At 61.2% G+C, this 26,921-nt stretch carries 26 protein-coding genes and 1 tRNA gene; 17 read left to right on the forward strand and 10 right to left on the reverse strand.

From position 1 onward, the window contains the following. The first annotated feature begins 7 nt into the window (after positions 1-7). The 4 genes from HU724_RS01810 (at position 8) to HU724_RS01825 (ending at position 1,649) form a co-directional block, all read left to right on the forward strand. Positions 8-568, forward strand: coding sequence for a YbhB/YbcL family Raf kinase inhibitor-like protein (locus HU724_RS01810; RefSeq protein ID WP_186568462.1), 561 nt, complete (start codon positions 8-10; stop codon positions 566-568). 46 nt (positions 569-614) lie between these two features. After that, positions 615-884 carry a hypothetical protein gene (locus HU724_RS01815; protein WP_016772252.1) on the forward strand — a complete coding sequence of 90 codons (270 nt, stop codon included), beginning with the start codon at positions 615-617 and terminating at the stop codon, positions 882-884. A gap of 154 nt (positions 885-1,038) precedes the next feature. Beyond that, a complete protein-coding gene (locus HU724_RS01820) occupies positions 1,039-1,338 on the forward strand; it encodes a type II toxin-antitoxin system Phd/YefM family antitoxin (RefSeq protein ID WP_133337568.1) in 300 nt (99 codons plus the stop codon). After that, positions 1,335-1,649, forward strand: a complete 315-nt coding sequence (locus tag HU724_RS01825) for a type II toxin-antitoxin system RelE/ParE family toxin (protein WP_186568463.1) — start codon at positions 1,335-1,337, stop codon at positions 1,647-1,649. The genes HU724_RS01820 and HU724_RS01825 overlap by 4 nt, the downstream gene beginning before the upstream one ends. 68 nt (positions 1,650-1,717) lie before the next feature. On the opposite strand, the gene HU724_RS01830 is transcribed toward HU724_RS01825, so the two are convergent. After that, positions 1,718-1,794, reverse strand: a tRNA-Arg gene (locus tag HU724_RS01830). A 433-nt stretch (positions 1,795-2,227) separates the two neighbouring features. On the opposite strand from HU724_RS01830, the gene gabD reads away from it, so the two are divergent. The 3 genes from gabD (at position 2,228) to HU724_RS01845 (ending at position 6,479) form a co-directional block, all read left to right on the forward strand. Beyond that, positions 2,228-3,670 carry an NADP-dependent succinate-semialdehyde dehydrogenase gene (gene gabD / locus HU724_RS01835; protein WP_024011131.1) on the forward strand — a complete coding sequence of 481 codons (1,443 nt, stop codon included), beginning with the start codon at positions 2,228-2,230 and terminating at the stop codon, positions 3,668-3,670. A 185-nt stretch (positions 3,671-3,855) separates the two neighbouring features. Continuing rightward, entirely contained in the window at positions 3,856-5,133 is a 1,278-nt protein-coding gene (gabT, locus tag HU724_RS01840; protein ID WP_186568465.1) for a 4-aminobutyrate--2-oxoglutarate transaminase, read from the forward strand. 134 nt (positions 5,134-5,267) lie between these two features. Further along, the gene (locus HU724_RS01845) at positions 5,268-6,479 is read left to right on the forward strand and encodes a response regulator (RefSeq protein ID WP_186568467.1); all 1,212 of its coding nucleotides are present in this window, start codon (positions 5,268-5,270) and stop codon (positions 6,477-6,479) included. Positions 6,480-6,615: 136 nt separating this feature from the next. Here HU724_RS01845 and HU724_RS01850 read toward each other — a convergent pair whose 3' ends face one another. Together HU724_RS01850 and desA are read right to left on the reverse strand one after the other, a co-directional pair. After that, positions 6,616-7,605 carry a GGDEF domain-containing protein gene (locus HU724_RS01850; RefSeq protein WP_186568469.1) on the reverse strand — a complete coding sequence of 330 codons (990 nt, stop codon included), beginning with the start codon at positions 7,603-7,605 and terminating at the stop codon, positions 6,616-6,618. Positions 7,606-7,800: 195 nt separating this feature from the next. Then, entirely contained in the window at positions 7,801-8,985 is a 1,185-nt protein-coding gene (gene desA, locus HU724_RS01855) for a delta-9 fatty acid desaturase DesA (RefSeq protein ID WP_122508377.1), read from the reverse strand. 147 nt (positions 8,986-9,132) lie between these two features. On the opposite strand from desA, the gene dibA reads away from it, so the two are divergent. The 6 genes from dibA to HU724_RS01885 all read left to right on the forward strand — a co-directional run bounded on the left by dibA (position 9,133) and on the right by HU724_RS01885 (position 15,601). After that, positions 9,133-11,052 (forward strand): phosphodiesterase DibA, encoded by a 1,920-nt coding sequence (gene dibA, locus HU724_RS01860; RefSeq protein WP_186568471.1) that lies wholly within the window; start codon positions 9,133-9,135, stop codon positions 11,050-11,052. A 299-nt stretch (positions 11,053-11,351) separates the two neighbouring features. Continuing rightward, on the forward strand, positions 11,352-11,534 hold the full coding sequence (gene oscA, locus HU724_RS01865) for a sulfur starvation response protein OscA (protein WP_007917682.1): 183 nt from the start codon (positions 11,352-11,354) through the stop codon (positions 11,532-11,534). Between the two features lie 139 nt (positions 11,535-11,673). Further along, a complete protein-coding gene (locus HU724_RS01870; protein ID WP_024011134.1) occupies positions 11,674-12,687 on the forward strand; it encodes a sulfate ABC transporter substrate-binding protein in 1,014 nt (337 codons plus the stop codon). Between the two features lie 217 nt (positions 12,688-12,904). Then, entirely contained in the window at positions 12,905-13,723 is an 819-nt protein-coding gene (cysT, locus tag HU724_RS01875; RefSeq protein ID WP_016772245.1) for a sulfate ABC transporter permease subunit CysT, read from the forward strand. 12 nt (positions 13,724-13,735) lie between these two features. Next, positions 13,736-14,608 carry a sulfate ABC transporter permease subunit CysW gene (cysW, locus tag HU724_RS01880; RefSeq protein ID WP_041477435.1) on the forward strand — a complete coding sequence of 291 codons (873 nt, stop codon included), beginning with the start codon at positions 13,736-13,738 and terminating at the stop codon, positions 14,606-14,608. Positions 14,609-14,611: 3 nt separating this feature from the next. Beyond that, a complete protein-coding gene (locus tag HU724_RS01885) occupies positions 14,612-15,601 on the forward strand; it encodes a sulfate/molybdate ABC transporter ATP-binding protein (RefSeq protein ID WP_186568473.1) in 990 nt (329 codons plus the stop codon). A gap of 82 nt (positions 15,602-15,683) precedes the next feature. Here HU724_RS01885 and HU724_RS01890 read toward each other — a convergent pair whose 3' ends face one another. Continuing rightward, positions 15,684-16,208: an Mpo1 family 2-hydroxy fatty acid dioxygenase gene (locus HU724_RS01890; RefSeq protein WP_186568475.1), complete on the reverse strand. Its 525-nt coding sequence runs from the start codon at positions 16,206-16,208 to the stop codon at positions 15,684-15,686. 84 nt (positions 16,209-16,292) lie between these two features. Here HU724_RS01890 and HU724_RS01895 point away from each other — a divergent pair, with 84 nt between their 5' ends. Continuing rightward, positions 16,293-16,970, forward strand: coding sequence for a Crp/Fnr family transcriptional regulator (locus HU724_RS01895; protein WP_186568477.1), 678 nt, complete (start codon positions 16,293-16,295; stop codon positions 16,968-16,970). Between the two features lie 161 nt (positions 16,971-17,131). Here the strand turns inward: HU724_RS01895 and uraH are convergent, their stop codons facing one another. Next, positions 17,132-17,542 carry a hydroxyisourate hydrolase gene (gene uraH, locus HU724_RS01900; RefSeq protein ID WP_042610175.1) on the reverse strand — a complete coding sequence of 137 codons (411 nt, stop codon included), beginning with the start codon at positions 17,540-17,542 and terminating at the stop codon, positions 17,132-17,134. An 11-nt stretch (positions 17,543-17,553) separates the two neighbouring features. Continuing rightward, positions 17,554-18,039 carry a GlcG/HbpS family heme-binding protein gene (locus tag HU724_RS01905; RefSeq protein ID WP_039756342.1) on the reverse strand — a complete coding sequence of 162 codons (486 nt, stop codon included), beginning with the start codon at positions 18,037-18,039 and terminating at the stop codon, positions 17,554-17,556. A 136-nt stretch (positions 18,040-18,175) separates the two neighbouring features. Between HU724_RS01905 and HU724_RS01910 the strand changes: the two genes are divergently transcribed. Next, positions 18,176-18,856 (forward strand): heavy metal response regulator transcription factor, encoded by a 681-nt coding sequence (locus tag HU724_RS01910; protein WP_186568479.1) that lies wholly within the window; start codon positions 18,176-18,178, stop codon positions 18,854-18,856. Continuing rightward, positions 18,846-20,231, forward strand: a complete 1,386-nt coding sequence (locus tag HU724_RS01915) for a heavy metal sensor histidine kinase (protein ID WP_186568480.1) — start codon at positions 18,846-18,848, stop codon at positions 20,229-20,231. Before HU724_RS01910 ends, HU724_RS01915 begins: the two co-directional genes overlap by 11 nt. Before the next feature lie 102 nt (positions 20,232-20,333). On the opposite strand, the gene HU724_RS01920 is transcribed toward HU724_RS01915, so the two are convergent. Beyond that, positions 20,334-21,338: an AraC family transcriptional regulator gene (locus HU724_RS01920; RefSeq protein WP_186568481.1), complete on the reverse strand. Its 1,005-nt coding sequence runs from the start codon at positions 21,336-21,338 to the stop codon at positions 20,334-20,336. Positions 21,339-21,438: 100 nt separating this feature from the next. Between HU724_RS01920 and HU724_RS01925 the strand changes: the two genes are divergently transcribed. Then, positions 21,439-22,509 (forward strand): fatty acid desaturase, encoded by a 1,071-nt coding sequence (locus tag HU724_RS01925; protein WP_186568483.1) that lies wholly within the window; start codon positions 21,439-21,441, stop codon positions 22,507-22,509. Between the two features lie 200 nt (positions 22,510-22,709). On the opposite strand, the gene HU724_RS01930 is transcribed toward HU724_RS01925, so the two are convergent. The 3 genes from HU724_RS01930 to HU724_RS01940 are packed head-to-tail and all read right to left on the reverse strand — an operon-like array spanning position 22,710 to position 26,745. After that, positions 22,710-24,320, reverse strand: coding sequence for an arylsulfatase (locus HU724_RS01930; protein ID WP_186568485.1), 1,611 nt, complete (start codon positions 24,318-24,320; stop codon positions 22,710-22,712). Positions 24,321-24,334: 14 nt separating this feature from the next. Then, positions 24,335-25,150: an ABC transporter ATP-binding protein gene (locus HU724_RS01935; protein ID WP_186568487.1), complete on the reverse strand. Its 816-nt coding sequence runs from the start codon at positions 25,148-25,150 to the stop codon at positions 24,335-24,337. Continuing rightward, positions 25,147-26,745, reverse strand: coding sequence for an ABC transporter permease (locus tag HU724_RS01940; RefSeq protein ID WP_186568488.1), 1,599 nt, complete (start codon positions 26,743-26,745; stop codon positions 25,147-25,149). Before HU724_RS01940 ends, HU724_RS01935 begins: the two co-directional genes overlap by 4 nt. Positions 26,746-26,921: the final 176 nt, after the last annotated feature.

Genomic DNA, 26,921 nt, shown 5'->3' on the forward strand with positions numbered 1-26,921 from the left:
TCCCGGAATGACCCGATTGACCTCTCTCAACCCATGTCTGGCGGCCATCGCCGTGACCCTTTGCGTGCAGTTCCCGGCACAGGCCCAGGAGCGCTTCACCCTGAGCATCCCCGGCGTGTCGGATAACCGTCTGTTCACCTCAGCCGCCGCCAGCGACGCACCCGGTTGCGGCGGCAAGAACCAGTCGCCGGCGCTGAGCTGGAACGCCGGCCCGGCCGGAACCCAGAGCTACGCCATCGTCATGCACGACCCGGATGGCCAGAAAGGTCTGGGCGTCGATCACTGGATTCACTACGGCATCAAACCCACCACCCACCAGATCGCGGCCGGCGTCGGCGCCAAATCCGCGCTCGAAGGCGTCGGCGGCACCAACAGCAAAGGCAACACCCACTACATGGGTCCGTGCCCGCCAGTGGGCGACAGCGCGCACCACTACATCATCCAGATCTACGCCCTCGATCTTGCCCCGGACGCCCTGCCTGCCGGCCTGACCCGCGCCGAGCTGATGGAGAAAATCAAAGGCCATGTGCTGCGTAACAGCAGCGCGGTGCGGCGTTATCACCGCTGAGGTTCGGCCGCTCACGGGCGGCTGACTGCCCTGATTCCCCAGCCATTTGGCATTGCCCCGCGAAAACGCGCACTATCGAGCCATTGCCAATGCGCTGGAGGACACCGTGGCAGCAAAAATCGACCGCATCGCCCAGCTACTCAACTGCCCGGAAAAGGGCGAACAAATGCGGCGCGCAGTAACCGAGACACGTAAGGAATTTCTGCTGAATCAGCCGGAAGAAGACCTCGTTGAAGAAGACGAGGTATTTGACGAGGCTGAGGAGGAGGGGGATGACGACGATGAATATGATGAGTTTGACTGGACCACGGAATGACGTGCTTTGAAATCCTACCTCCATAGGCGATGGATGCGTTTGACCCTTGACCGCGAATAGCTGACGCCTGCACGCCGTTGGCTATTTGCTGATTGACCCAAGACTTCTGAAAAGAGCACTATTAGGTACTTTTTTACGTACCCTTGGAGTCGTTATGGAGCAGCTGCTTGCTAATCGCTCGGTGAGTATTACCGAATTGAAACGCAGTCCCAGTACGGTGATTGACCAGGCTGGGACAGAACCCATCGCCGTTCTCAACCATAACCGTCCGGCTGCCTATTTATTAGCCCATGCGACATATCAAGAACTATTGGATCGTCTTCGAGCGGCTGAATTGCGTGAAGCGATTGCTGCAAGTCGAAATGATCTTCGTCCGCCTGTTGCAGCCGATACGGTATTTGCGGAGCTTGATGCGCTTATAGATGGCATCGAAGCTGAGCAAAATCATGGATGAAGCGATTATTATTTTCTGAAATCTCTCGAGATGATCTGTTGCAGATTGCCCGCTATATCGCTCGTGACAATCCTGGACGTGCTCGTTCTTTCGTCGCCGAATTACGTATGCGATGTGCTCGATTGACCAGTTTGCCAAATCAAGGAATTGCCCGGGAGGATTGCGCCAGAGGTCTGAAAATGATCACTCACGGCAGATACCTCATTTTCTACTCAATATTGAAAAGTGATGTGCTGATAGAGCGGGTACTACGTGGCGCGCGGGATATAACGCGGCTATTTGATACCCCCACCACGGATCAGCCTCAATAAGTCTCATATATCGTTACCCACAAAAAAGCCCCGGACCATCACAGTCCGGGGCTTTCTCGTTTGATTCATGGTGCACCAGGCGGGATTCGAACCCACGACCCCTGCCTTCGGAGGGCAGTACTCTATCCAGCTGAGCTACTGGTGCAGCGGGCGACATCATACCTAGGTCGGCTCGGGGCGTCCATGCCGGGTTTGGCGGGTTTTGTCAGTGTGCGTGTCGGCACAAAATCGCTGCATTCCTTAAAGCGGTAACGTCCTGCAAAACCCTCGCTTGGCGCTTTGCCGGGGTTGATCTAAGGTTTTTCCTGCGGCAAGGGTTTTCGGTACGTTGATCTGAAAAGCGGCATTTTTGTTCTTTTTTTCGAACGACCTATTGTCCTTTACCCCCTTTGAACCTACGATCCGTTTGAGATTTCAAACGCTCTTTGGCGGGATGTTGCAGCGCAAGTGCGCCCGGTCGTGCACTGTTGATGCGCCACAATCCGCTCACTGATTTCCCTGACGGCAGCCTTGCGAGGCGCCTTTCTACAATCATAATTTGCTCCGCGCAGGCCGCGGTGCTGTTAAGGAAAGCCGACATGCAGCTTAAAGACACCCAGTTGTTCCGCCAGCAAGCCTTCATCGATGGCGCTTGGGTCGATGCCGACAACGGTCAGACGATCAAGGTCAACAACCCGGCCACCGGCGAAATCCTCGGCACCGTGCCGAAGATGGGCGCCGCTGAAACCCGCCGTGCCATCGAGGCCGCCGACAAGGCGCTGCCGGCCTGGCGTGCACTGACCGCCAAAGAGCGTGCCGGCAAGCTGCGTCGCTGGTTCGAACTGATGATCGAGAACCAGGACGACCTCGCGCGCCTGATGACCCTCGAGCAAGGCAAGCCGCTGGCCGAAGCCAAGGGCGAAATCGTTTACGCCGCATCGTTCATCGAGTGGTTCGCCGAAGAAGCCAAGCGCATCTACGGTGATGTGATTCCAGGCCACCAGCCGGACAAGCGCCTGATCGTGATCAAGCAGCCGATCGGCGTCACAGCTGCGATCACCCCGTGGAACTTCCCGGCAGCAATGATCACTCGCAAGGCCGGCCCGGCGCTGGCCGCCGGTTGCACCATGGTGCTCAAGCCGGCTTCGCAAACTCCGTTTTCCGCTTTCGCCCTGGCCGAACTGGCTCAGCGTGCAGGCATTCCGGCGGGCGTGTTCAGCGTGGTATCCGGCAGCGCCGGCGACATCGGCAGCGAGCTGACCAGCAACCCGATCGTGCGCAAACTGTCCTTCACCGGCTCGACCGAAATCGGTCGCCAGTTGATGGCCGAATGCGCCAAGGACATCAAGAAAGTCTCGCTGGAACTGGGCGGCAACGCGCCGTTCATCGTGTTCGACGACGCCGATCTGGATAAGGCCGTCGAAGGCGCGATCATTTCCAAGTACCGCAACAACGGTCAGACCTGCGTCTGCGCCAACCGTCTGTACATTCAGGACGCGGTCTACGATGCGTTCGCCGAGAAGCTGAAAGTGGCGGTGGCCAAACTGAAGATCGGCAACGGTCTGGAAGACGGCACCACCACCGGCCCGCTGATCGACGAAAAAGCCGTGGCCAAGGTTCAGGAACACATCGCTGACGCCGTAAGCAAAGGCGCCACCGTACTGGCTGGCGGCAAGGCGATGGAAGGCAACTTCTTCGAGCCCACCATCCTCACCAACGTGCCGAAAAACGCGGCCGTGGCCAAGGAAGAAACCTTTGGTCCGCTGGCGCCGCTGTTCCGCTTCAAAGACGAAGCCGAAGTGATCGCCATGTCCAACGACACCGAATTCGGTCTGGCCTCGTATTTCTATGCACGTGATCTGGGCCGCGTGTTCCGTGTCGCCGAAGCGCTGGAGTACGGCATGGTCGGCGTCAACACCGGGCTGATCTCCAACGAAGTCGCGCCGTTTGGCGGCATCAAGGCTTCCGGCCTGGGCCGTGAAGGCTCCAAGTACGGCATTGAAGATTACCTGGAAATCAAATACCTCTGCCTGGGCATCTAAGCCGGGAAAGGGATCGCTGCAAACGCAAAGGGCACGAGAGCGCTGTCCCTTTGCGTGGTTTCAAACAGAAATTTTCTCTGCGGCCGGGAACGCCGTGGCAGTCGATCATCGCATGCTGCCACCGCCGATTCCTCCCGCTTCATCCTTGAACCACGCCGCCCGATGAGCGGCGAATGAGGACTGTAATGAGCAAGACTAACGCTGAACTGATGGCCCGCCGCACCAATGCCGTACCTCGTGGTGTTGGCCAGATTCACCCGATCTTCGCCGAGTCGGCAAAGAACGCCACCGTGACCGACGTTGAAGGTCGTGAGTTCATCGACTTCGCCGGCGGTATCGCTGTACTGAACACCGGCCACGTGCACCCGAAAATCATCGCCGCCGTGACTGAACAGCTGAACAAGCTGACCCACACCTGCTTCCAGGTGCTGGCTTACGAGCCCTACGTTGAGCTGTGCGAAAAAATCAACGCCAAGGTTCCGGGTGACTACGCCAAGAAAACCCTGCTGGTCACCACCGGTTCCGAAGCCGTTGAAAACGCTGTGAAGATCGCCCGTGCCGCCACTGGCCGCGCTGGCGTGATTGCCTTCACCGGCGCTTACCACGGTCGCACCATGATGACCCTGGGTTTGACCGGTAAAGTTGTGCCGTACTCGGCGGGCATGGGCCTGATGCCAGGCGGCATCTTCCGCGCGTTGTACCCGAACGAACTGCACGGCGTGAGCATTGACGATTCGATCGCTTCGATCGAGCGCATCTTCAAGAACGACGCCGAGCCGAAAGACATCGCTGCGATCATCATCGAGCCGGTGCAGGGCGAAGGTGGTTTCTACGTCGCGCCGAAGGAATTCATGAAGCGTCTGCGTGCGCTGTGCGACCAGCACGGCATCCTGCTGATCGCTGACGAAGTGCAGACTGGCGCTGGCCGTACCGGCACCTTCTTCGCCATGGAACAGATGGGCGTTGCCGCCGATCTGACCACCTTCGCCAAGTCCATCGCTGGCGGCTTCCCGCTGGCCGGCGTGTGCGGCAAGGCCGAATACATGGACGCCATTGCTCCGGGCGGCCTGGGCGGCACCTACGCCGGTAGCCCGATCGCTTGCGCAGCTGCGCTGGCAGTCATGGAAGTGTTTGAAGAAGAGCAATTGCTGGACCGCTGCAAGGCTGTCGGCGAGCGCCTGGTCACCGGTTTGAAGGCGATTCAGGCCAAGTACCCGGTCATCGGTGAAGTGCGTGCGCTGGGCGCGATGATCGCGGTCGAGCTGTTCGAAAACGGCGACAGCCACAAGCCGAACCCGACTGCCGTGGCTGCCGTGGTGGCCAAGGCGCGTGACAAGGGCCTGATCCTGCTGTCCTGCGGCACTTACGGTAACGTGTTGCGTGTGCTGGTTCCGCTGACGTCGCCGGACGAGCAACTGGACAAAGGGCTGGCGATCATCGAAGAGTGCTTCTCTGAACTCTGATCCGCTCGTGTGACCCGCTCGACAAAAACCCGCTTCGGCGGGTTTTTTTCGTCCCTTGAAACACATCGGACCTGTTTGCGCTGTATCGAATCGCCAGCATTGGCTAAGGTTCAGGCATTGCAAGGAGAGCGCGCATGACTGCCGTTGATTTACCCGCCGTACCCCGGGTGCTGATTGCCGAGGCTGATCCCTGGTCCCGCGACCTGCTCAAACAAGTGCTGCTCAACGTGCGCTGCGATGCGCGCCTGGATTTGTGTGCCGATGGCCAGCAGGCGATGTCGTTGCTCAACGAGGTGCCCTATGACTTGGCCATCGTCGATTGGGAGCTGCCTGGCATCGACGGATTACATGTGCTGCGCAGCGTCCGCCAGCGCAAACGCAATCCGCCGCTGCCGTTCATTCTGATGAGCAGCCGCAACGACAGCGCCAGCGTGCGCGAAGCGATTCCGCTGGCGCCGACGGCGTACCTGACCAAACCGTTGAACATGGAAGGCCTGACCGAGCGCTTGCAGGGCTTGCTGCTCAACGCTGGCGAAGCGGTGGTTTGCGAAGTGCCGGCACTGGCGCCGGGCATGACCCTGTCGGTGTTCCTTGAGCGGCGTCGCGAGCAGGCCGATGGCGCGCCGTTGATGACCGACGTGCAAGTGGCGGTCAAGCGCAGCCTCAATCCCGAGGGGCTGGACCTCAAACTGCTGGAAGAAGAGGTCCGCACTGACCCGCAGATTACCGCCGTGCTGATCGCAGCCGCCAACAGTGCCGCGCAACACTACGGCGCGCCGGTGCAAACCCTGGCCCAGGCGCTGCACCGACTCGGCACCGGGCAGAGCATGAACCTGATTCTCGGCCTGGCGCTCAAACGCAGCGCGCGGCTCAGCGATCCATGCCTGGCGGATTACGCCGAGCGCTACTGGAGGCTGTCACTGCACACGGCGGAATACGCCCGCACGCTGGCGCGCCTGCTCGATCTGGATCAGGAGCGCTGCTATTGCGCGGGCATGCTGCATCGGCTCGGTGATCTGGCGCTGCTGCGCTGCTTGCAGGAATGGCAGCAAGCTGGCGGCGAACTGGACGAGTTGGAGGAGGTCGGTGAAGCGTTGGCGAAGTTTGGCGCCTCTTATGGCTCGGCATTGCGCACCCGCTGGCGTCTGCCGCTGGAGTTGCGCGAGTTGATTGCTTCGGCCTACCAGCTCGGTGGTGGCGTTTACAGTCGCGAGGCGCTGGTGATGCACATGGCCGCGCAGATGGCGCGGCTGACCGAGCATGAAGGCGTAGAGGAGCTGGCGAAGAGCCGGACGGCGCGGTTGCTCAAGATCGGGCTGCCGGAGTTGATGCGGATGCGCAAATGACAGATCACCACATTCCGATGTGGGAGAGAGCCTGCTCGCGAAGGCGCCAGCGCAGGCAACATTTTTTGTTGAAGGTGCGGGCCTCAACGCGGGCAAGCCCGCTCTCACAGGAATTGCGGCAGCCACAAAATATGGGTCAGACCGCAATGATCCGGTTTTTGCCCTGCCGTTTCGCCTCGTACATCGCGGCATCCGCGCGGGCGAACAGGCTGTCCAGGCTCTTGTCTTCGTCGGTGAGGTTGGTCAGGCCCTGGCTTACGGTGATGCTGAATGCTTGGCCGTCGTGGTTGAAGCGCAGTCGCTGGATCTCCTGTTGCAGGCGCTCCGCCACTTGCACGGCCATCTCCGGCGCGCAGCCGGGAAACACCGCGGCGAACTCCTCACCGCCAATCCGCCCGAACAGGTCGCCACGGCGCAATGAGCCGCGCCCGCATTCGGCGATCCGTTGCAGCACATTGTCGCCTTCGGGGTGGCCGTAGCTGTCGTTGATCACTTTGAAATCGTCGATGTCCAGCAGCAGGAAGGCCAGCGGTGTGCCTTGGCGCCGCGCCTCGGCGAACTCGCGGTGGGCGCATTCGAAGAAGTGGCGGCGGTTGCTGCTTTGCGTCAGCACATCGGTGGTGGCCAAGCGTTGCAGCTCGGTTTCCATGTGTTTTTTGTCGGTGATGTCTTCGGCGATGCCGACGATGATCACCGGCTGCCCGGGCTCGTCCTGGCGATTGATAAAGCATTTGTCGCTGAGCCAGCGCACCTGGCCATCGGCCGCGATGATGCGGTACTCGCGATCTTCCACCGCACCTCGGTGCAGGACTTCGGCAAGGCTTTGTTCAGCGTACTCCAGATCATCGGGGTAAATGCTGTCACGCCACTGGTTGTAGTCAGCCAGCACAAGCGCGGCGGAACGGCCGAAGATCCGCTCATAGGCCGGACTGACGTACAGCACCTGCCGGGTTTCCCAGTTGAAAGCCCAGAGCACGGCGTTGACGCTGACCAGCAGCGAACTGATCAATTGTTCGCGCTCGCTCAGGCGCGCGACTTCGCCCTGCGCATGCATCAGCGCCATCAGCGTTTGCGCGGCCTCGGGCCATTGGGTGAAGGTTGTGTCTTTCTGGTTGTTGTTGACCATCGGCACAAATCTCAAAGGGCGCGCCGCAATATCGACAACGGCCACAGGACAACCCGCCGGAGTGGCGAAGTGTCTTTGAGATAGAGGATTTTCGGCGAAGTTCCCGGCCATTACCGAGTCCCGCCGGGCGGCGGGGTTAAGGAGGCGACGTGTGTAACGAGGCTGCGATCTTCGAGATCACAGCCTCGTTGCAGGTCAGGCAGTCGCAGGACGCAGCGAGTAGGTTTTCAGCTGATCAGCAAAGTCACGCAACGACTGGATGCCACTGGCCTCGGCCTCGTGAATCCATTCCTTGATGGCGGCGAGCATGTCGTGGCCATTGGAGCTGGTCTTGACCCAGATCTGCTGCAAAGCCAGGCGTTTTTCGTAAATGACTTTCAACGCCTGGCTGTGTTCGAGCATGGTCTGGATGCGCAGGTGATGACGATCTTCCAGCAGGCTGGTTTCCCGCGACAGCAGGCGTTTGGCCCGGTGGAACTGGTGGCGCACCGAATGATCGACCTTGGCCAGCTCTTGCTTGACCAGCGGGCCGATCACCAATTTGCGGTACTGGGCCATGATCTGGAAGCGGTTGTTGAGGATCGCCATGGCGGTGTCCATGTCCAGGCTGCCCTTGCCCTCGACGCGGTGGGCAATCGGTGCGACCCGCTGCACCTTGGCCAGACGCAGGAAGCAGAAGACCTTGATCCACGCCCAGCCGAGGTCGAATTCCCACTTCTTCACCGACAGCTTGGCGGAGTTGGGGTAGGTGTGATGGTTGTTGTGCAGCTCTTCGCCGCCGATCAGGATGCCCCACGGCACCAGATTGGTCGCCGCGTCACGGCATTCGAAGTTGCGGTAGCCGACAGCATGGCCCAGACCGTTGATCACGCCAGCGGCCCACACCGGAATCCACATCATCTGGATCGCCCAGATGGTGATGCCGATGGTGCCGAACAGCAGCAGGTCGATCACGCCCATGATCGCCACGCCCAGCAGCGGATAGCGGCTGTAGACGTTGCGTTCGATCCAGTCTTCCGGGCAGTTCTTGCCGTAGATGCGCAGGGTTTCCGGGTTCTGCGCTTCGCTGCGATACAGCTCGGCGCCGGTGCGCAGCACCGTGGACAAGCCCTTGATGACCGGGCTGTGCGGGTCATCTTCGGTTTCGCATTTGGCGTGGTGTTTACGGTGGATGGCGGTCCACTCGCGGGTGTTCTGCGCCGTGGTCAGCCACAGCCAGAAACGGAAAAAGTGCTTGAGACCCGCATTCAGCTCGAGCGAGCGGTGGGCCGAGTAACGGTGCAGATAGACCGTGACGGCAACAATCGTCACATGGGTCATCAGCAGGGTGACCGCGACCAGTGACCAGGCCGACAAGCCAAGAAAACCTTCGTACCACATAGGCTATAGGGCCCTCGATAAAGATAAAAACAGCCGTTGCATTATCACTAAGCACACAGATAAAACCAGTCGCCCTTTCAGATAAGAAGTCGCTGAATGTTTCTTCACCTATAATTCCAACCTTTTTGTAGGGACATGGACGACCGAATGTCTGCGACTTACCGCGATGCCTTGCGTGCAGCGCTGCTCTACCTCGTACTCGCCGCCGTATGGCTGCAGGTTTCTGATCATTTATTAAGCAGATTCTTCGATGACTCCAGTGCGCTGGCCCGCTGGCAACTGATCAACGGTTATTTGCTGGCAGCGATCAGTGCCGGGCTGATTTTTCTCGCGCGGGCGCGGCTGTGTCGGTTTCTCGGCATCGGTGCCCGCCTGCGCGAGCGCCACAGCGACCGTGAGCGTCTGCGTCAGGCGGCCGCCGTGTTCGATTGCACCCGCGAAGGCGTGCTGGTTACCGATCACCGGGGCCTGATCGTCCACGTCAACCGCGCCTTTATCCAGATCACCGGTTATCGGCGCGACGAAGTCATCGGCCAGCAGCCCAGTCTGTTCAAGTCCGGCCATCATCCGCCGGGCTTCTATCAGGCGATGTTCGCCACCCTTGAGGCTGAAAGTGAATGGAGCGGTGAGATCTGGAACCGGCGCAAGACCGGCGAGATTTATCCACAGTGGCAGACCATTCGGGTGATTCACGATGATTTCGGCCGGCTCAGCCATTACGTGGCGGTGTTCTCCGACATCAGTGCGATCAAGGATTCCGAGTCCGAGCTCAAACACCTGGCGCATCACGATCCGTTGACCGATCTGCCCAATCGCCTGCTTTTCAGCGACCGCGCCGAGCAGGCGTTGTCTTCCGCGCAGACACACAAGCGTGGCTGCGCGCTGCTGATGCTCGATCTGGATCATTTCAAGATGATCAACGACAGCCTCGGGCATAACGTCGGCGATCGGTTGCTCAAAGCGGTGGCGACGCGGTTGCAGGCATTGTTCGGCCCCGGCATCACCCTCGCAAGGCTCGGCGGTGACGAGTTCGCGGTGCTCGCGGAAAGTTGTCCACAGCCGGCCCAGGCCGCCGCGCTGGCGCAACGGACTCTGGACGCGTTGAAGGAGCCGGTGCTGGTAGATGGCAATCAACTGTTCATCAACGCGAGCATCGGCATCAGCCTGTTTCCCAGCGATGCCCTCAGCGCCGAGCAGTTGTTGCGCAATGCCGACAGTGCGCTGTTCAAGGCCAAAAGCAGCGGGCGCAATGGCTACGCGCTGTACACCGAAGAGCTCACCGCCCACGCCCAGCAACGGGTCGAAATCGCCTTCGAGCTGCGCCGTGCACTGGAGCAGGAAGAGCTGCGCGTCTACTACCAACCGGTGCATGACCTGCAAAGCAGCCGTCTGATCGGCGTCGAGGCACTGGTGCGCTGGCAGCATCCGCAGCGCGGGCTGGTGTCGCCGGCGGAGTTCATTCCGATTGCCGAGCGCACCGGGCTGATCGCCGAGATCGATGCCTGGGTGATGCAGCAGGCCTGCCGACAGATGTGCCAATGGCAGCAGAGCGGTGTGGTGCTGGCGTTCGTCGCGGTGAATGTTTCGTCGCGGCTGTTTGCCCGACGTAAGCTTTACCAGCAGGTGGCGCAGGTGCTGCACGACACGGGGCTGGATCCGGCGTATCTGGAGCTGGAAGTTACCGAAAGCGCGGTGATGGATGATCCGGAAGTGGCGCTGGAACAGATGCATCGCTTGCGCGAGCTGGGTGTGCGTCTGGCCATCGATGATTTCGGCACCGGCTATTCGTCGTTGCTGCGGCTCAAGCGCCTGCCGGTGCAGAAACTCAAGATCGATCAGGGCTTCGTCGCAGGGTTGCCGTGGGATGAGGATGACGTGGCGATTGTCCGGGTGATCATCGCGCTGGCGCGGAGCATGGGTATGCAGGTGCATGCCGAGGGGATCGAGCAGGCTGAGCAGGCAATATTTCTGTTGGCGCAGGAATGCGATCTGGGGCAGGGCTACTGGTTTGGGCGGCCGGTGTCTGCGGATCGGCTTGATTGGGCGAAAACGCCATTGATTGGCTGAATAGGTCTTATATGGTTAACACCGACCTTGTGGTGAGGGGATTTATCCCCCTTGGGTCGCGTAGCGGCCCCAAGAAATGGGACTGCTACGCAGTCCAACGGGGATAAATCCCCTCGCCACAAGTTCTCTTGACGAGTTCAAATCAGCGCAAACCCCTTGCCCTTCCTCATATTATTTTCTGGTTATATAAACATTCTTAAATAGTCTTTTTAAGAATATCCATGCCTCTCTTATATTGCTCCCACGCCGAACGCAGTGCCGCCCACTGCCAGGCAAACCCCCTTCAAAGGAGCAGCACCATGAGCGCATCCCTTCGCAGCGTTGACGGTCAGGACGAAAGCACCATCTTGCGGGAAATCCAGAGCGCCCTGCGCGATCTGCGGTTCGGCGCGGTGGAGATCACTGTGCACAACGCGCAAGTGGTACAGATCGAACGCAAAGAGAAATTTCGTTTGCAGCAACCCGGTAAACAACCGGGCTGAAATAAAAAGATCGCAGCCTGCGGCAGCTCCTACAGGGGGCTGTGTGCAGGAGCTGGCGAAGGCGGCGATCTTTGAAACGGGACCGATTTCAGCAATACATAAGAAAAAGCCACCACCAGGAATTCCAGGAGCTTTCACCATGTCGTCGATTCGCCGTTATGCTTTGGCCGCGCTGGCCAGTGCCGTGTTTGCCGGTTCCGCCGTTGCCAAGGATTACGAGCTGCTCAACGTGTCGTATGACCCGACGCGCGAGCTGTATCAGGAATACAACGCCGAATTCATCAAGTTCTGGCAGCAGGATCATGCCGGCGACACGGTGAAAATCCAGCAGTCCCATGGCGGTTCGGGCAAGCAGGGCCGTGCGGTAATCGACGGTCTGCGGGCTGATGTGGTGACCCTGGCCCTGGCCGGTGACATCGATGAAATCGCCAAGCTCGGCAAGAGCCTGCCCGCCGACTGGCAGAAGCGTCTGCCGGAAGCGAGCACGCCGTACACCTCGACCATCGTGTTTCTGGTGCGCAAGGGCAACCCGAAAGGCATCAAGGACTGGGGCGATCTGGTCAAGAACGACGTTTCGGTGATCACGCCGAACCCGAAAACTTCGGGTGGCGCGCGCTGGAACTTCCTCGCCGCTTGGGCCTATGGCCTGAAAGCCAACGGTGGTGACGAAGCCAAGGCGAAGGAATACGTACAGACTCTGTTCAAGCACGTGCCGATCCTCGATACCGGCGCCCGTGGTTCGACCATTACCTTCGTCAACAACGGTCAGGGCGACGTGTTGCTAGCCTGGGAGAACGAAGCATTCCTGGCGCTGAAAGAAGACGGCGGCGCAGACAAGTTCGATATCGTCGTGCCGTCGCTGTCGATCCTCGCCGAACCGCCAGTGGCGGTGGTCGACAAGAATGCCGAGAAGAAGGGCAACGCGCAGATCGCCGAAGCCTACCTCAAGCATCTGTACAGCCCGGCCGGCCAGGAAATCGCCGCGAAAAACTTCTATCGTCCACGTGACAAGGACGTAGCGGCCAAGTACGCCCAGCAGTTCCCGAAACTGGAGCTGGTGACCATCGACAAGGACTTCGGCGGCTGGAAATCCGCGCAGCCGAAATTCTTCAACGACGGCGGCGTGTTCGACCAGATTTATCAGGCGCAGTAATCTGACTTGCAAACTGAGGGAGTGAACTCTTGTGGCGAGGGGATTTATCCCCGTTGGGCTACGCAGTAGCCCCAAAATCAGCAATTGCGACAAACCAGATACACCGCATGCGATGGTTTTGGGGCAGCTACGCTGCCCAACGGGGATAAATCCCCTCGCCACAGGGCTCGCTCCCACATTGATGCGTTCAGCGGAATGCTTTTAACCAGGGACTTTTATGTCGCGTCGTATCTCCCCCGTCATACCCGGCTTCGGGCTGACGCTGGGTTACACCTTGGTGTACCTCAGTCTGATTGTGCTTATCCCGCTGGCGGCGATGTTCGTCCACGCCGCCCAGCTGACCTGGGATCAGTTCTGGACGATCATCTCCGCACCGCGGGTGCTGGCGGCGTTGAAGCTGAGCTTCGGCACCGCGCTGTGCGCGGCGATCATCAACGGCATCATCGGCACATTGCTGGCCTGGGTGCTGGTGCGCTACACCTTCCCCGGGCGCAAGGTGATCGACGCGATGATCGATCTGCCGTTCGCCCTGCCGACAGCCGTGGCCGGTATCGCGCTGACGGCGCTGTACGCGCCGGCCGGGCTGGTCGGGCAATTTGCCGCTGACCTCGGTTTCAAGATCGCCTACACCCCGCTGGGCATCACCCTCGCGCTGACCTTCGTCACGCTGCCGTTCGTGGTGCGCACGGTGCAACCGGTGCTGGCCGATATTCCCCGTGAAGTCGAAGAAGCGGCGGCGTGCCTGGGTGCCAAGCCATGGCAGGTATTTCGCCACATTCTGGTTCCGGCCTTGCTGCCCGCCTGGCTGACCGGTTTTGCGCTGGCGTTCGCGCGTGGCGTCGGTGAGTACGGTTCGGTGATTTTCATTGCCGGCAACATGCCGATGAAAACCGAGATCCTGCCGCTGCTGATCATGGTCAAACTCGACCAGTACGATTACACCGGCGCTACCGCCATTGGCGTACTGATGCTGGTGGTCTCCTTCATACTGTTGCTGCTGATCAACTTGCTGCAGCGGCGCATCGAAACCCCATAAGGAGGCGCGAACATGTCCCAATCGTCCATTGCGGCCGCCTCTTCGGCCAACGCTGCGCGCCGTGGCAGCGCCACTTCGCGCAGAGTCCTGATCGGTCTTGGCTGGCTGATCTTTTTCCTGTTTCTGCTGCTGCCGTTGTTCATCGTCGTATCGCAAGGTCTGAAAAACGGTCTCGGCGCGTTCTTCACCGCGATTTTTGAACCGGACGCACTGTCGGCACTGAAGCTCACCGTGTTCGCCGTGTTGATTTCGGTGCCGCTGAACCTGGTGTTCGGTGTCAGCGCCGCGTGGTGCGTGAGCAAATACTCGTTCCGTGGCAAGAGCATGCTGGTCACGCTGATCGACTTGCCGTTCTCGGTGTCGCCGGTAATTGCCGGTCTGGTCTACGTGCTGATGTTCGGTGCGCAGGGCCTGTTCGGGCCGTGGTTGCAGGATCACGACATCCAGATCGTCTTCGCCCTGCCGGGCATCGTGCTGGCGACGATTTTTGTCACCGTGCCGTTCGTGGCCCGTGAACTGATCCCGCTAATGCAGGAACAAGGCACGCAGGAAGAGGAAGCCGCGCGCCTGCTCGGTGCCAACGGCTGGCAGATGTTCTGGCACGTCACCGTGCCGAACATCAAGTGGGGCCTGATTTACGGCGTGGTGCTGTGTACGGCGCGGGCCATGGGTGAATTCGGTGCGGTGTCGGTGGTTTCCGGGCACATTCGCGGGGTGACCAACACCTTGCCGCTGCACGTCGAGATCCTCTACAACGAATACAACCACGTGGCCGCGTTCGCTGTGGCGAGCCTGTTGCTGATCCTGGCGCTCTTCATCCTGCTGCTCAAGCAGTGGAGCGAAAACCGTATCAACCGCCTGCGCGCCAGCGCCGCGGAGGAATAATTCATGTCGATCGAAGTGCGTAACGTCAGCAAGAATTTCAATGCGTTCAAGGCGCTGGACAACATCAGCCTGGACATCCAGAGCGGTGAGCTGGTCGCGCTGCTTGGCCCGTCGGGCTGCGGCAAGACCACTTTGCTGCGCATTATTGCCGGTCTGGAAACTCCGGATCAGGGCAGCATCGTCTTTCACGGTGAAGACGTCTCCGGCCACGACGTGCGTGATCGCAACGTCGGTTTCGTGTTCCAGCATTACGCCTTGTTCCGCCACATGACGGTGTTCGACAACGTCGCGTTCGGCCTGCGCATGAAACCGAAAAACCAGCGCCCGAGCGAGAGCCAGATCGCGGCCAAGGTTCATGAACTGTTGAACATGGTGCAACTGGACTGGCTGTCGGATCGCTACCCGGAGCAGTTGTCCGGTGGCCAGCGTCAGCGCATCGCGTTGGCCCGAGCCCTGGCGGTGGAACCGAAAGTGTTGCTGCTCGACGAGCCTTTCGGCGCCCTCGATGCCAAGGTGCGCAAGGAACTGCGGCGCTGGTTGGCGCGGCTGCACGAAGATATCAACCTGACGTCGGTGTTCGTGACCCACGACCAGGAAGAAGCGATGGAAGTCGCCGATCGTATCGTGGTGATGGACAAAGGCGTGATCGAGCAGATCGGCTCACCGGGCGACGTCTACGAAAACCCGGCCAGCGACTTTGTTTATCACTTCCTCGGCGACTCGAACCGCTTGCTGCTGAGCGATGACAACCATGTGCTGTTCCGCCCGCACGAAGTGTCGTTGTCCAGGCATGAGCTGGAAGATCACCATGCCGCTGAAGTGCGTGATATCCGCCCATTGGGTGCGACGACGCGGGTGACACTGAAGGTGGAAGGGCAGACCGATCTGATCGAAGCGGAAGTGGTCAAGGATCACGACAGCCTGATCGGTCTGGCCAAGGGTGAGACCTTGTTCTTCAAGCCGAAGGTCTGGCAGAAAGTCGCCAATATTTAAAGGCAAAAGCTTCGCGAGCAGGCTCGCTCCCACAGGGAAAACTCATTCCAAATGTGGGAGCGAGCCTGCTCGCGAATACGATCTAGACAGCAGCGCGATTCGGATTGACCCGCACCACCCCCGCCCGCAACTCGATCTCTTGTTTCAATTCCTGCCGCAGCCCGAGCAAGAACGCCAGCTCGGCCACGACAAACAACGGCCCGACAATCAGCCCGCTGATGTCATCGACAAATGCCGGTTTGCGCCCTTCATAGTGATGCCCGACAAACTGGATCACCCAGCCGATCACGAACATCGCCAGGCCGCTGCTCAGCCAGACCATGGTGCTATGTTGCGCCAGTGCATGTCCGGTCCACACCGACAGGCCCATCAGTACTGTCATCAACACGCCGAACTTCAACTCCAGACGCAGGTAAAACCACGCCGAGGCCAGCGCCACTAAAACGGCTGGAGATATCCACAACCCGCCCAGCGCCCACTGCGGCCGAGACAGCAGCACAGCCACCGCCACCACGATCAGCGGAATGCCGATAAAGTGGCTGGCGATGTTGCGCGGGTCGCGGTGGTAGGCGGCGTATTGACTGAGGTGGTCGACGAGGCTTTTCATTGTTGTTCCTCCAGTGGGGTTGAATGCATCATCCCTCGGGATCCGCGTTCGCTCTGTCGGGCAGGCGACACTCCAGGAGTGGTTATGCAAATTCGTGCACGGTTGCTCAACGGCCAGTGGTTCAGCCATCTGCCTGCATCTTTTCAGGATAGCCTGCTGGCGCTGGCCCGAGAGCGGCGGCTGACGGCGGGGCAACGGCTGTTCCAGCGTGGCGATGCACCGTGCGGTCTGTACGCGGTGCTCGATGGCGCCGTGCGCATTGGCGCGGTGAGCGAGCAGGGCAAGGAGGCGTTGTTGAGTCTGGTGGAGGCGCCGCACTGGTTCGGCGAAATCTGCCTGTTCGACGGTCAGCCACGCACCCATGACGCCTATGCGGTCGGGCCGTGTACCTTGTTGAATATTCCCCAGGCGGCGTTGCTCAAATTGCTCGACGAACAGCCGCAGTATTGGCGGCATCTGGCGCTGTTGATGAGCCACAAATTGCGCCTGGCCTTCATCAGTCTCGAACAGCTGAGCCTGCTGCCCGCCCCGGCGCGTCTGGCGCATCGCTTGCTGATGATCGCCGAAGGCTATGGCGAACTCGACGCACCGCGTCGGGTGCTGCAACTGCCGCAGGAGCAGTTGGCGGCGATGCTGTCGCTGTCGCGGCAGACCACCAATCAGATCCTCAAGGATCTGCAGGGGCAGGGGATTATCGGGTTGGCCTACGGCGAGATCGAAATCCTCGATGCCGCAAGACTGCGTGCCCTGGCCACGATCTAAAAACTCACGCCGATCCAATGTCGGAACTGGCACCTGTGGCGAGGGGATTGATCCCCGCTGGCGCGCGCAGCGGCCCTGAAAAAATGGGACCGCTGCGCAGTCCAACGGGCATAAATCCCCTCGCCACAGAAACCAGTTCCAACAAAGGATCTGTGTTTATTTTACGAACCGCGATAGGTCGAGAAACCGTACGGGCTCAGCAGCAGCGGGATGTGGTAGTGCTGATCAGTCTGCTTGACCTGGAAGATCACCGGAATTTCCGGGAAGAACGTCTCGTGCTTGATCTTCTGGTAGTACTCGCCGGTCTTGAACACCACGCGGTATTCACCGGCTTCGAATGGCTGTTTGGCCGGGAACAGCTCGGCGATCCGCCCTTGCTCGTTGGTGGTGCCTTGGGCCAGTGGTTGCCAGTTTTCGCCGACGTGTTTTTCCAGGGTTACGTTGATGCCCGGTGACGGCAGGCCGTTTTCCAGGTTGAGCACGTGCACGCTCAGCGGATTGCCGGCGGCCAGCGCCAGGCTGGAAACAGCGCTCAGGCCGAGCGCGGCGAGGGTCATGCGCAGGGTGGTCATGGTGGATCTCCTTAGTGGGAACGGGTGATGCTCAGGCCGGCTTTGTCGGCGGCGGCGCGGGCGCAGTTTTCATCTTGTTCACCGCCGCCGGAACCGGCCACGCCCATGGCGCCGACCAGTTCGCTGCCGGCGAACAGCGGAATGCCGCCGCCGAGCAAGAGCAATTCATCGAGGGTGTTGAGGTTGGCGGTTTCCGGATTGCTGCGGGCGCGCTCGGCGAACAGCCGCGTCGGCGTCTTGGTCGACAGCGCGGTGTAGGCCTTGCGCTGGCTGGCGGCGGTGTTGTGCGGGCCAACCCCGTCACCACGCAGAGTCACCAGCAGGTTGCCGCCACGGTCGAGTACCGACACCGTGCCGGTGCAACTGCTCATCGCCTTGTCCGCCAGCCAGCGTGCGGTTTTCAGGTCGAGATCGGCGTGGCGCGGCAGTTCTGGCGTGGCGCTCGCTACGCCGCTGAGGCCGAGGATCAGGCTGGCAACAAGGTATTTGACGGTCATGTGCAGGCTCCGATTGAGAAGGTCTGCACCTTAACCGGCGCACTTCGTCAGAACCCCGTCAGGCGGATTACAAGTTTGTAATGGGCAACGGCGGCGAACACGCCTAGCCTGTGTACCTGATCAATCGAGGTGTGCCATGCGTTTGCTGGTCGTAGAAGATGAAGCCAAAACCGCGAATTTCCTCGCCAAGGGCCTGGGCGAGTCGGGATTCGCCGTGGACGTGGCGCTCAATGGCCTCGACGGCCGCTATTTTATCGAGCAGCAGGAATACGACCTGATCATCCTCGACGTGATGCTGCCCGGTCTAAACGGCTGGCAATTGCTCCAGCTGATCCGCCAGCGCGGCGCCACACCGGTGCTGTTTCTCACCGCCAAGGACGCCATCGAAGACCGCGTCCGTGGTCTTGAGCTGGGCGCCGATGACTACCTGCTCAAACCCTTCGCCTTCGCCGAGTTGCTCGCGCGCGTGCGCACGCTGCTGCGGCGCGGGCCGATGCGCGAAGCCGAGTCGTACAGCATCGCCGACCTGGAAATCGACGTACTGCGCCGCCGGGTCAGTCGCGGCGGCCAGCGCATTGCCCTGACCAACAAGGAATTCGCCCTGTTGCAGCTGCTCGCCAGCCGCGAGGGCGAAGTGCTTTCGCGCACGCTGATTGCCTCGCAGGTGTGGAACCTGAATTTCGACAGCGACACCAACATGGTCGAGGTCGCCGTGCGTCGCCTGCGTGCCAAGGTCGATGACCCGTACATGCCGAAACTTATCCACACCGTGCGTGGCGTCGGTTATCAACTGGAAGCGCCGGACGATGTGGAGTAAGTCGATCGCCTGGCGATTGGCGCTGGCCTTCGCCATGGTCTGCGCGCTGGTGCTGAGCGCAATCGGCGTGTTTCTCTACCGCTCGCTGGCCTCGGAACTGGCCTTTCGTGACGACATGGCCTTGCTCGGTCGCCTCGAGCAAGTGCGCGCCTTGCTCGCCGACAGCGACAGCCTCGACGCCTTGCAGGCACGGCCACGGCTGTATCAGAACATGCTCGGCAATCTCGACAGTCTGTTGCTGGTGCGCCGGGCCGACGGTTCCAGCGTGATCGCGATCAACCCGCGCCAACGTGAATTGCCGGCGCTCAATGCATTAGCGCGAGAGCAAATTCCGCAGCGCCGTGACGTGCTCACCTGGCAGGCCAGTGACGGCGCCGAGCTGGCCTTGCTGTCCGGCCAGGCCCAAGGCCCCAACGGTGAAACCCTGACGGTGATCGCCGGCAAAGTGCTCAGCGAGCGCGAGCAGATGCTCGGCAGTTATCGCCTGCGTCTGTATCTGTCCGTCGGCCTCGGCGCGGTGCTCGCGTTTGCTCTGGGCCTGCTGTTGCTGCGGCGTGGCTTGCAGCCCTTGCATCAGTTGAGCGAAGCGGTGCGCAGTATCGATCTGCGCAGCCTCGATCGACGCCTGCCCACCGAGGGCACGCCGAGCGAACTGCGCGAACCGGTGCACGCGCTCAACACCATGCTGGCGCGGCTGGACGACAGCGTGCAGCGCCTGTCGCAGTTCTCCGCCGACCTTGCCCACGAAATCCGCACGCCGCTGCACACCTTGCTGGCCAGCAACGGCCAGGCCCTGAACCATCCGCGCAGCACGGCCGAATATCAGGAAGTGCTGGCCTCGAACATGGAAGAGTTCGAACGGCTCAAGCGCATGGCCGAGAACCTGATGTTCCTCGCCCGCGCCGAACAGGCCGAACGTGCGCTCAATCTGCACACGCTGGACTTGCGCAACGTCGGCGACGAGCTCTGCGATTACTTCGAAGCCCTCGCCGATGACCGCGACCTGCAACTGCAAAACCGCATGCACGGCGAATTGCTCGCCGACCAGCAACTGCTGCAACGCGCCCTCGGCAACCTGCTGGCCAACGCCGTACGCCACGCCGACCCCGGCACCCTGATCAGCCTGCAACGCTTCGATGAACCGGGTATGTGCTGGCTGCAAGTGCACAACCACGGCCCGGTCATCGCGCCAGAGCATCTGGGCAAACTGTTCGACCGTTTCTACCGCGTCGATCCTTCACGTGCGGAACCGGGAGATTCGGGTGGGCTGGGTTTGGCGATCGTGCAGTCGATCATGCAATTGCATGGCGGGCGGGTGCGGGTGAGGAGTGACGCCGACGGCACTGTTTTTGAGCTGGGGTTTGTGGTGGTCTGACGGCCTCTTCGCGAGCAGGCTCGCTCCCACAGGGGAACGCATTCCAACCGTGGCAGCGAGCCTGCTCGCCATGGCGCCGGATCAAACAATGGTGATTTCAGCTCAACGCAACCCATCGCGAAACTGCCCCGGCGTCATCCCGGTCCAGCGCTTGAACGCGCGGCTGAAGCTGCTGGTGTCGGCGAATCCCAGCAGATAGCTGACTTCACTCAAGGAACACTGCGGGTCACGCAGGTGCAGCAGCGCCAGATTTTCACGGCTTTCGTTGAGCAGGGTGTCGAAGCGACAGCCCTCATCCGCCAGATGCCGCTGCAGGCTGCGCAGGCTCAGGTGCAAGGCCTGGGCGATGCGTTCGGCGCTCGGTTCGCCGTCGGGCAGTTGTTCTTCAATGGCATCGCGCACCTTGCGCTCCCAGGTCAGCGGTTTGAGCTGGGCGAGGGTGCGTTTGAGTACGGCTTCGTTGTGTTCGGCCAGTTCCGGGTTGGCGTCGTCGAGGTGGCTGTCGAAGTCGCTGAGGGCGAATTCCAGGCGGTCTTCGGCGGCGCAAAAATGCACCGGCGCGCGGAAGACTTTGTGCCATTGCTGGGCATCGCTCGGTTCGGGGCGGCGCAAGTACACCGCCAGCGGTGCGTAGTCACGGCCGAGGCGATTGCGGCAGGTACGCACGTAGATCGCCGCGAAGGCGTCGATGGCTTCGACGGCCGGCGCCGGGTTGCCGGGCGGAATTTTCAGGCGGAATTGATAGCGGTCTTCGCTGCGGCTGAGCTCCAGTTCCAGCGCATCGCTGACCACCGGGTGATAGCGCACGATGCGCTCGAACACCTCGCGCAAGCTGCCGCTGGCCACCAGTGCATAACCGAGCGCGTGGAAGGTGGTCGGGCTGACGAAACGCGACACGCGCAAGCCCAGCGCCGGGTCGCCGCTGGCCTGCACGGCGAGTGCCCACAAGCGCGTGGTGCCGGACAGCGGATAGCGCGCGTTTGGGTCGTCCATCAGCGCTGGGTCGAGCCCGGCCTGTTGGCACAAGGCAAGGCTGTCCAGCCCGAGCGCGTCAAGTTGTTTGCGCAAGGCGCGGGTCCAGCTGGCGAGGGAGGTCGGTTCCTTCATGCGGATTGGCGCGTCCGGTCAACAGGTTGGCGTTCTTGGCTAGCGCGGATCGAACCCCGGCAAGGCACGATGCATTCATCTTAGACCCGAGGATGGAAGCATGGACGGTACTTCTGCAAGCCCTGAACGACTGAATGCGGCGCAGCGCTCGGCACATATTCGCCAGGTGGTGCTGGCCAAAGGTGCGCAATTGCGTGAGCGCTACCCGATTCTTCAGCATCAGGATGCCCTCGGTGCGGCGATTCTGGCGTTCGCGCTGGCCGGGATGATCGGCTCGGCGGCGCTGTACATCACTGGCCATATGGCTTGGTGGGTGTGCCTGCTGCTCAACGGGTTTTTCGCCTCGCTGACCCATGAGCTGGAACACGACCTGATCCACAGCATGTACTTCCGCAAACAGCGCGTACCGCACAACCTGATGATGGGCCTGGTCTGGCTGGCGCGGCCGAGCACAATCAACCCGTGGATCCGTCGCCACCTGCACCTCAACCATCACAAGGTTTCCGGCACTGAAGCCGACATGGAAGAGCGCGCAATCACCAACGGCGAGCCGTGGGGTTTTGCCCGTCTGCTGATGGTCGGCGACAACCTGATGTCGGCGTTTATCCGCCTGCTCCGCGCCAAGACCTGGGCACACAAGTGGAGCATCGGCAAACGCGTGCTCAAGGTCTACGCACCGCTGGCGCTGCTGCATTGGGGCGCGTGGTACGTGTTTCTCGGCTTTCACGGGGCCAATGGCATCGCCTATTTGCTGGGCTCGCCAATCGAGTGGTCGGCCACCACGCTCTCGGTGATGCAGGTGATTGATATCGCCGCCGTGGTGATCATCGGCCCCAACGTGCTGCGCACTTTCTGCCTGCACTTCATCAGCTCGAACATGCATTACTACGGCGACGTCGAACCGGGCAATGTGCTGCAGCAATGCCAGGTGCTGAACCCGTGGTGGCTGTGGCCGTTGCAAGCGTTCTGCTTCAACTTCGGCAGCAGTCACGGGATTCATCACTTCGTGGTCAAGGAGCCGTTTTACATTCGCCAGATGACCGTGCCGGTGGCGCACAAGGTGATGCGCGAGATGGGCGTGCGCTTTAATGATTTCGGCACGTTTGGACGGGCGAACCGGTTTGTGCGCAAAGATGAGGAAGTGGTGTCCGGGGAAGCGGTGGAGGCCTGACAGATGCCCCTCACCCTAACCCTCTCCCAAGGGAGAGGGGACTGACCGAGGGATATTGAAGAGCTACACCGACGTGAAAGAGTGCCAGTGAATCCATAATCGACCTGGATTTCGCAGGTCGATGTTTGACGGCAGACAACTCGGTCGGCTCCCTCTCCCTCTGGGAGAGGGCTGGGGTGAGGGGGGCTTTTGATCTTGCTTCAATCCGGCTGAAACGGCGAAGCACTGAGGATTACTCCGGTCTCTTCCACATACCGCTGCCAATGCCCGATCAAGTCAGTGAGTTTCTGCGGCTGACTCAACGCCAGATCATGAATCTCCCCCGGATCGCTCGCCAGATCATAAAGCTGCCAGGTCGCCGGCCCGACCGGTCCGGGAATCCACACGGCTTTCCACGAGCCCTGGCGAATCGCCCGGCGTCCGAACAATTCCCACCCTGTCACGGTGTGTTCGTCATGCACCTGCGCGGTCTCGCCGGACAGGAAGCCCAGCCATGATTTACCGCGCAGTGGCGCCACCGCTTTGCCTTTCCACTGTTTGCCCGGATGCCGCACGCCAGCCAGATCGAGAATGGTCGGGGTGATATCCATCACCGTGCCGAAACCATGGCTGATCCGCCCTTTGAGCGGCAGTTGCGGATAGTGCAGCAGCGCCGGCACGCGGATCCCGCCCTCGGTGGTGAAAGCCTTGAACAAGCGTGACGGCGCGGTTGCCACTTGCGCCCAGTTCGGCCCGTACCAGACGTAGGAATTGGCCCGGCCGATGTTGTCGAGGCTGTTGTCGTAATGCTGGTTGAGGTAGGTCATCAGCTCCGGGCCGAACTTGGGGAACGCTTCCAGCAGCGCGCCTTCGGCACCGTTGTCGGACATGAACAGGATGAAGGTGTTGTCGAGCTGGCCTTGCTGGCGCAGGTAATCGACGACCCGGCCGATGTTCCAGTCCATGCGCTCGACCATCGCCGCGTAGACCTCCATGGCTCGTGCGGAAATCTGCTTTTGCTCATCGCTCAAGGCGTCCCACTGCGCGCTGAGCTGAATCAGCGGGTGCGGCTCGACGTCCGCGTCGATCAGGCCCAGCGCCTTGAGTTTTTCCAGGCGTTCGAGGCGCAGCACTTGCGGGCCGGCGTCATAACGGCCACGGTATTTCTCGACGATCTCGGCCGGTGCCTGCAGCGGCCAGTGCGGCGCGGAGAAGGGCAGGTAAGCGAAGAACGGCCGGGTCTGATCGCGTTCCTTGAGGTACTGCAGCAGCTTGTCGCCGAAGGCATCGGAGGAATAGAAATCCTTCGGCAACTCGGCGAGAAACTGATCGTCTTCGATGTACAGCGCCGGGGTGGATTTCAGCAGCCCGGGGGTTTGCTCATCGTAGGTCGGCTCGAACCCATAGTGGTTTGCGGCGCCCGGCAGCAGCGAAAACGAGCGCTCGAAGCCGCGTGCATGGGGCGCCAGTTCAGCCTTCAGGCCGAGGTGCCATTTGCCGCTCATCAAGGTTTGATAACCGGCCTCGCGCAGCAGCTCGGGCAGGGCGACGACGCGGTCGTTGAGGTAGCCTTCGTAGCCGGGTTTGCCGATCAGGTCCGGGGTCAGCGCTTCGGCCATGGTGCCGATGCCGGCGATGTGGTGATCGGTGCCGGTCAGCAACATCGAGCGCGTCGGCGAGCAGGTCGGTGCGGTGTGGAAATCGGTCAGGCGCAGGCCGTTCTCGGCCAGCGCATCGAGGTTCGGCGTAGCGATTTCGCCGCCGAACGCACCGATGTCGGAAAAGCCCAGGTCGTCGGCCAGAATCACTAGAAAGTTGGGACGTTGCGGCATCGCGAAACTCCTGTTCAGCAGGCAATGAACGTCAGCGGCAGATCGCGGATCTGCACCGGTGCGCTCGGTTGGTAATGGTCATCACTGGTCAGCTCGTGCAGCAGTTCTTCGCGCAGCTGATGAAAGTCGTAACTGCTGCGCTGGCGCGGGTGCGGCAGGGCGATGTCGACCACTTGCTTGATCCGCCCCGGACGCGGCTCCATCACCACCACGCGGTCGGCCAGAAAAATCGCTTCCTCGACATCGTGGGTCACCAGAATCGTGGTGATCTGTGCCCGTTCGCGGATTGCCAGCAGTTCGTCCTGCATTTGCTGGCGGGTCAGTGCGTCGAGGGCGCCGAAGGGTTCGTCGAGCAACAGGATTCGCGGGCTGGCGACGAGGCCGCGAGCAATCGCCACGCGCTGCGCCATGCCGCCGGAAAGTTGATGCGGATAGGCCTGGGTGAAATCGCTGAGGCCGACCAGCTCGATAAAGTCTTTGATGCGTTGTTGCTTCTGCGCTCCGCTCAGCGGTTCATTGACCAGGCCCAGGCCGATGTTGTCGGCGACTGTCAGCCACGGAAACAGACGATGTTCCTGAAAGACGATACCGCGCTCGCCGCCGATGCCGCTGACGGCCTTGCCATCGACACTGATCTGCCCGCGAAACTCGGTGTCGAGGCCGACCAGCAAACGCAGCAAAGTGGATTTGCCGCAGCCGCTGGAGCCGACGATGGCGACGAACTCGCCCTCGGCAATGTCCAGGTTGAATTCGCGGATCGCCTCCAGTTCGAAACCGTTGACGGCGAAGGATTTGCCTACGTGGTTGAAGCTGACAATCGGTGCGTTCATGCGTGTCTCCAGCGGGTCGCGCGAATTTCCAGGCGTTGGCCGATCAGGTTGAGCAGGGCGCCGGTGAGGCCGACCAGCAGCATGCCGGCCATGATCAGATCCATGCGCAGCAGCTGCTGCGCGCCGATCATCTGGCTGCCGATGCCGCCATTGGACGGCATGAAATATTCAGCGCCGATGGTGCCGAGCCAGGCGTAGATCAGGCTCAATCGCAGCCCGGCGAAGATCCCCGGCGCAGCACCGGGCAGGACCAGTCGACGCAGGCGCTGGCCGAGGCCGAGGCGCAGCACTTGCGCGGCTTCGTTGAGTTGCGGCGAGAGGTTGGCGACGCTGCGCTGGGTGGCGATGAACAGCGGGAAGAAGGCGGCGAGAGCGACGAACACCCACTTGGCCAGTTCGCCGAGACCGAACCACGCGGTGAGCAGTGGCACCCAGGCGAAAATCGCGATCTGCCGCAGTGCGGCGAGTGTCGGGCCGAGCAGGCGTTCGCTGAGACGTGACAGGCCGAGGAGCAAGCCCAGGGCGAAACCGAGGCCGCCACCGATCAGCAAGCCGCCCAGGGTGCGGCTCAGGCTCAGCGCCATGCCGTTGACCAGCGTACCGTCGAGCAGTCCGTCCCATGTCGTGCTCAGCACAGCCGCAGGGCTGATCAGAATATTCGCGTCGACCCACTGCTGATCATTGGCGTGTTGCCAGAGCGCCAACAAGCCCAGCGGCAACAGCCACGGTTGCAGGCGTTGCCAGCTTTGATAGCGCGGGCCGCGTGTGATGTGCGCGGTGGCCGGGTGCGGCCAGTGCACCAGTTTGCGGTCGAGCAGGCCGATGCCGCGATCCATCGCCACGCCGATCAGACCGATCACCACGATGCACACGAACACGATGTCGAGCATGAACAACTGCCGCGCCCAGACCATCAGATAGCCGATGCCTTCGCTGGAGGCCAGCAGCTCGACCGCCAGCAACGAGGTCCAGCCGGCGGCGAGTGCCAGGCGCACGCCGGCCATGAACGCCGGCAGCGCAGCGGGAAGCACCAGGCGCCAAATCAGCAAGCGCGGCGGCAGGCGCAACACGGCGGCGGCTTCGCGCAGTTTCGGTTGTGCATCGCGCACACCAACCAGTGTGTGCAAGGTCACCGGCACCACAATGGCCTTGATCAGCACCACCAGTTTCAGCAGTTCGCCGATGCCGAAAAACACCATGAACAGCGGAATCCACGCCAGCGTCGGCACCTGCGCCAATCCGGCGAATGTCGGAAAAACCAGGCGCTCCAGACGTCGACTGAAGCCCAGTGCGGCGCCAAGCACCGCGCCGGTCGAAACGCCTGCCAACAAGCCCCAGAACAACCGTTGCAGGCTGATCCACAAATGACTCCACAACTCGCCTTGGGCCAGTTCCACAGCGCTGCTCCACACCAGCGATGGCGCCGGCAGGATCTGCTCGCTCATCCACTGATTGCGCGCGGCCAGCCACCACAGGACGAACAGGCTGACGGGCAACAGCCAGGGCAACAGGCGTTGATTCAGGCTCGGCCAGGTGCGACGGCTTTTCAGCGGCGGCGCGGCCAGCGGCAGGCTGAGCAGAGATTGACGGGCCATGGGTGACCTCCGTTGTCGGGTTGGATCAAGATCGAGTCAAGACCAGAAGATCGCAGCCTTCGGCAGCTCCTACATGAATCGCAATCCCCTGTAGGAGCTGCCGAAGGCTGCGATCTTTAGCGGTATTAGCCACACTAAAATAGTTATAAGCCGGCGATTAAAATATCAATTTGGAG

This window comes from Pseudomonas iranensis (genome assembly GCF_014268585.2).
GTDB classification, from domain to species: Bacteria; Pseudomonadota; Gammaproteobacteria; order Pseudomonadales; family Pseudomonadaceae; genus Aquipseudomonas; species Aquipseudomonas iranensis.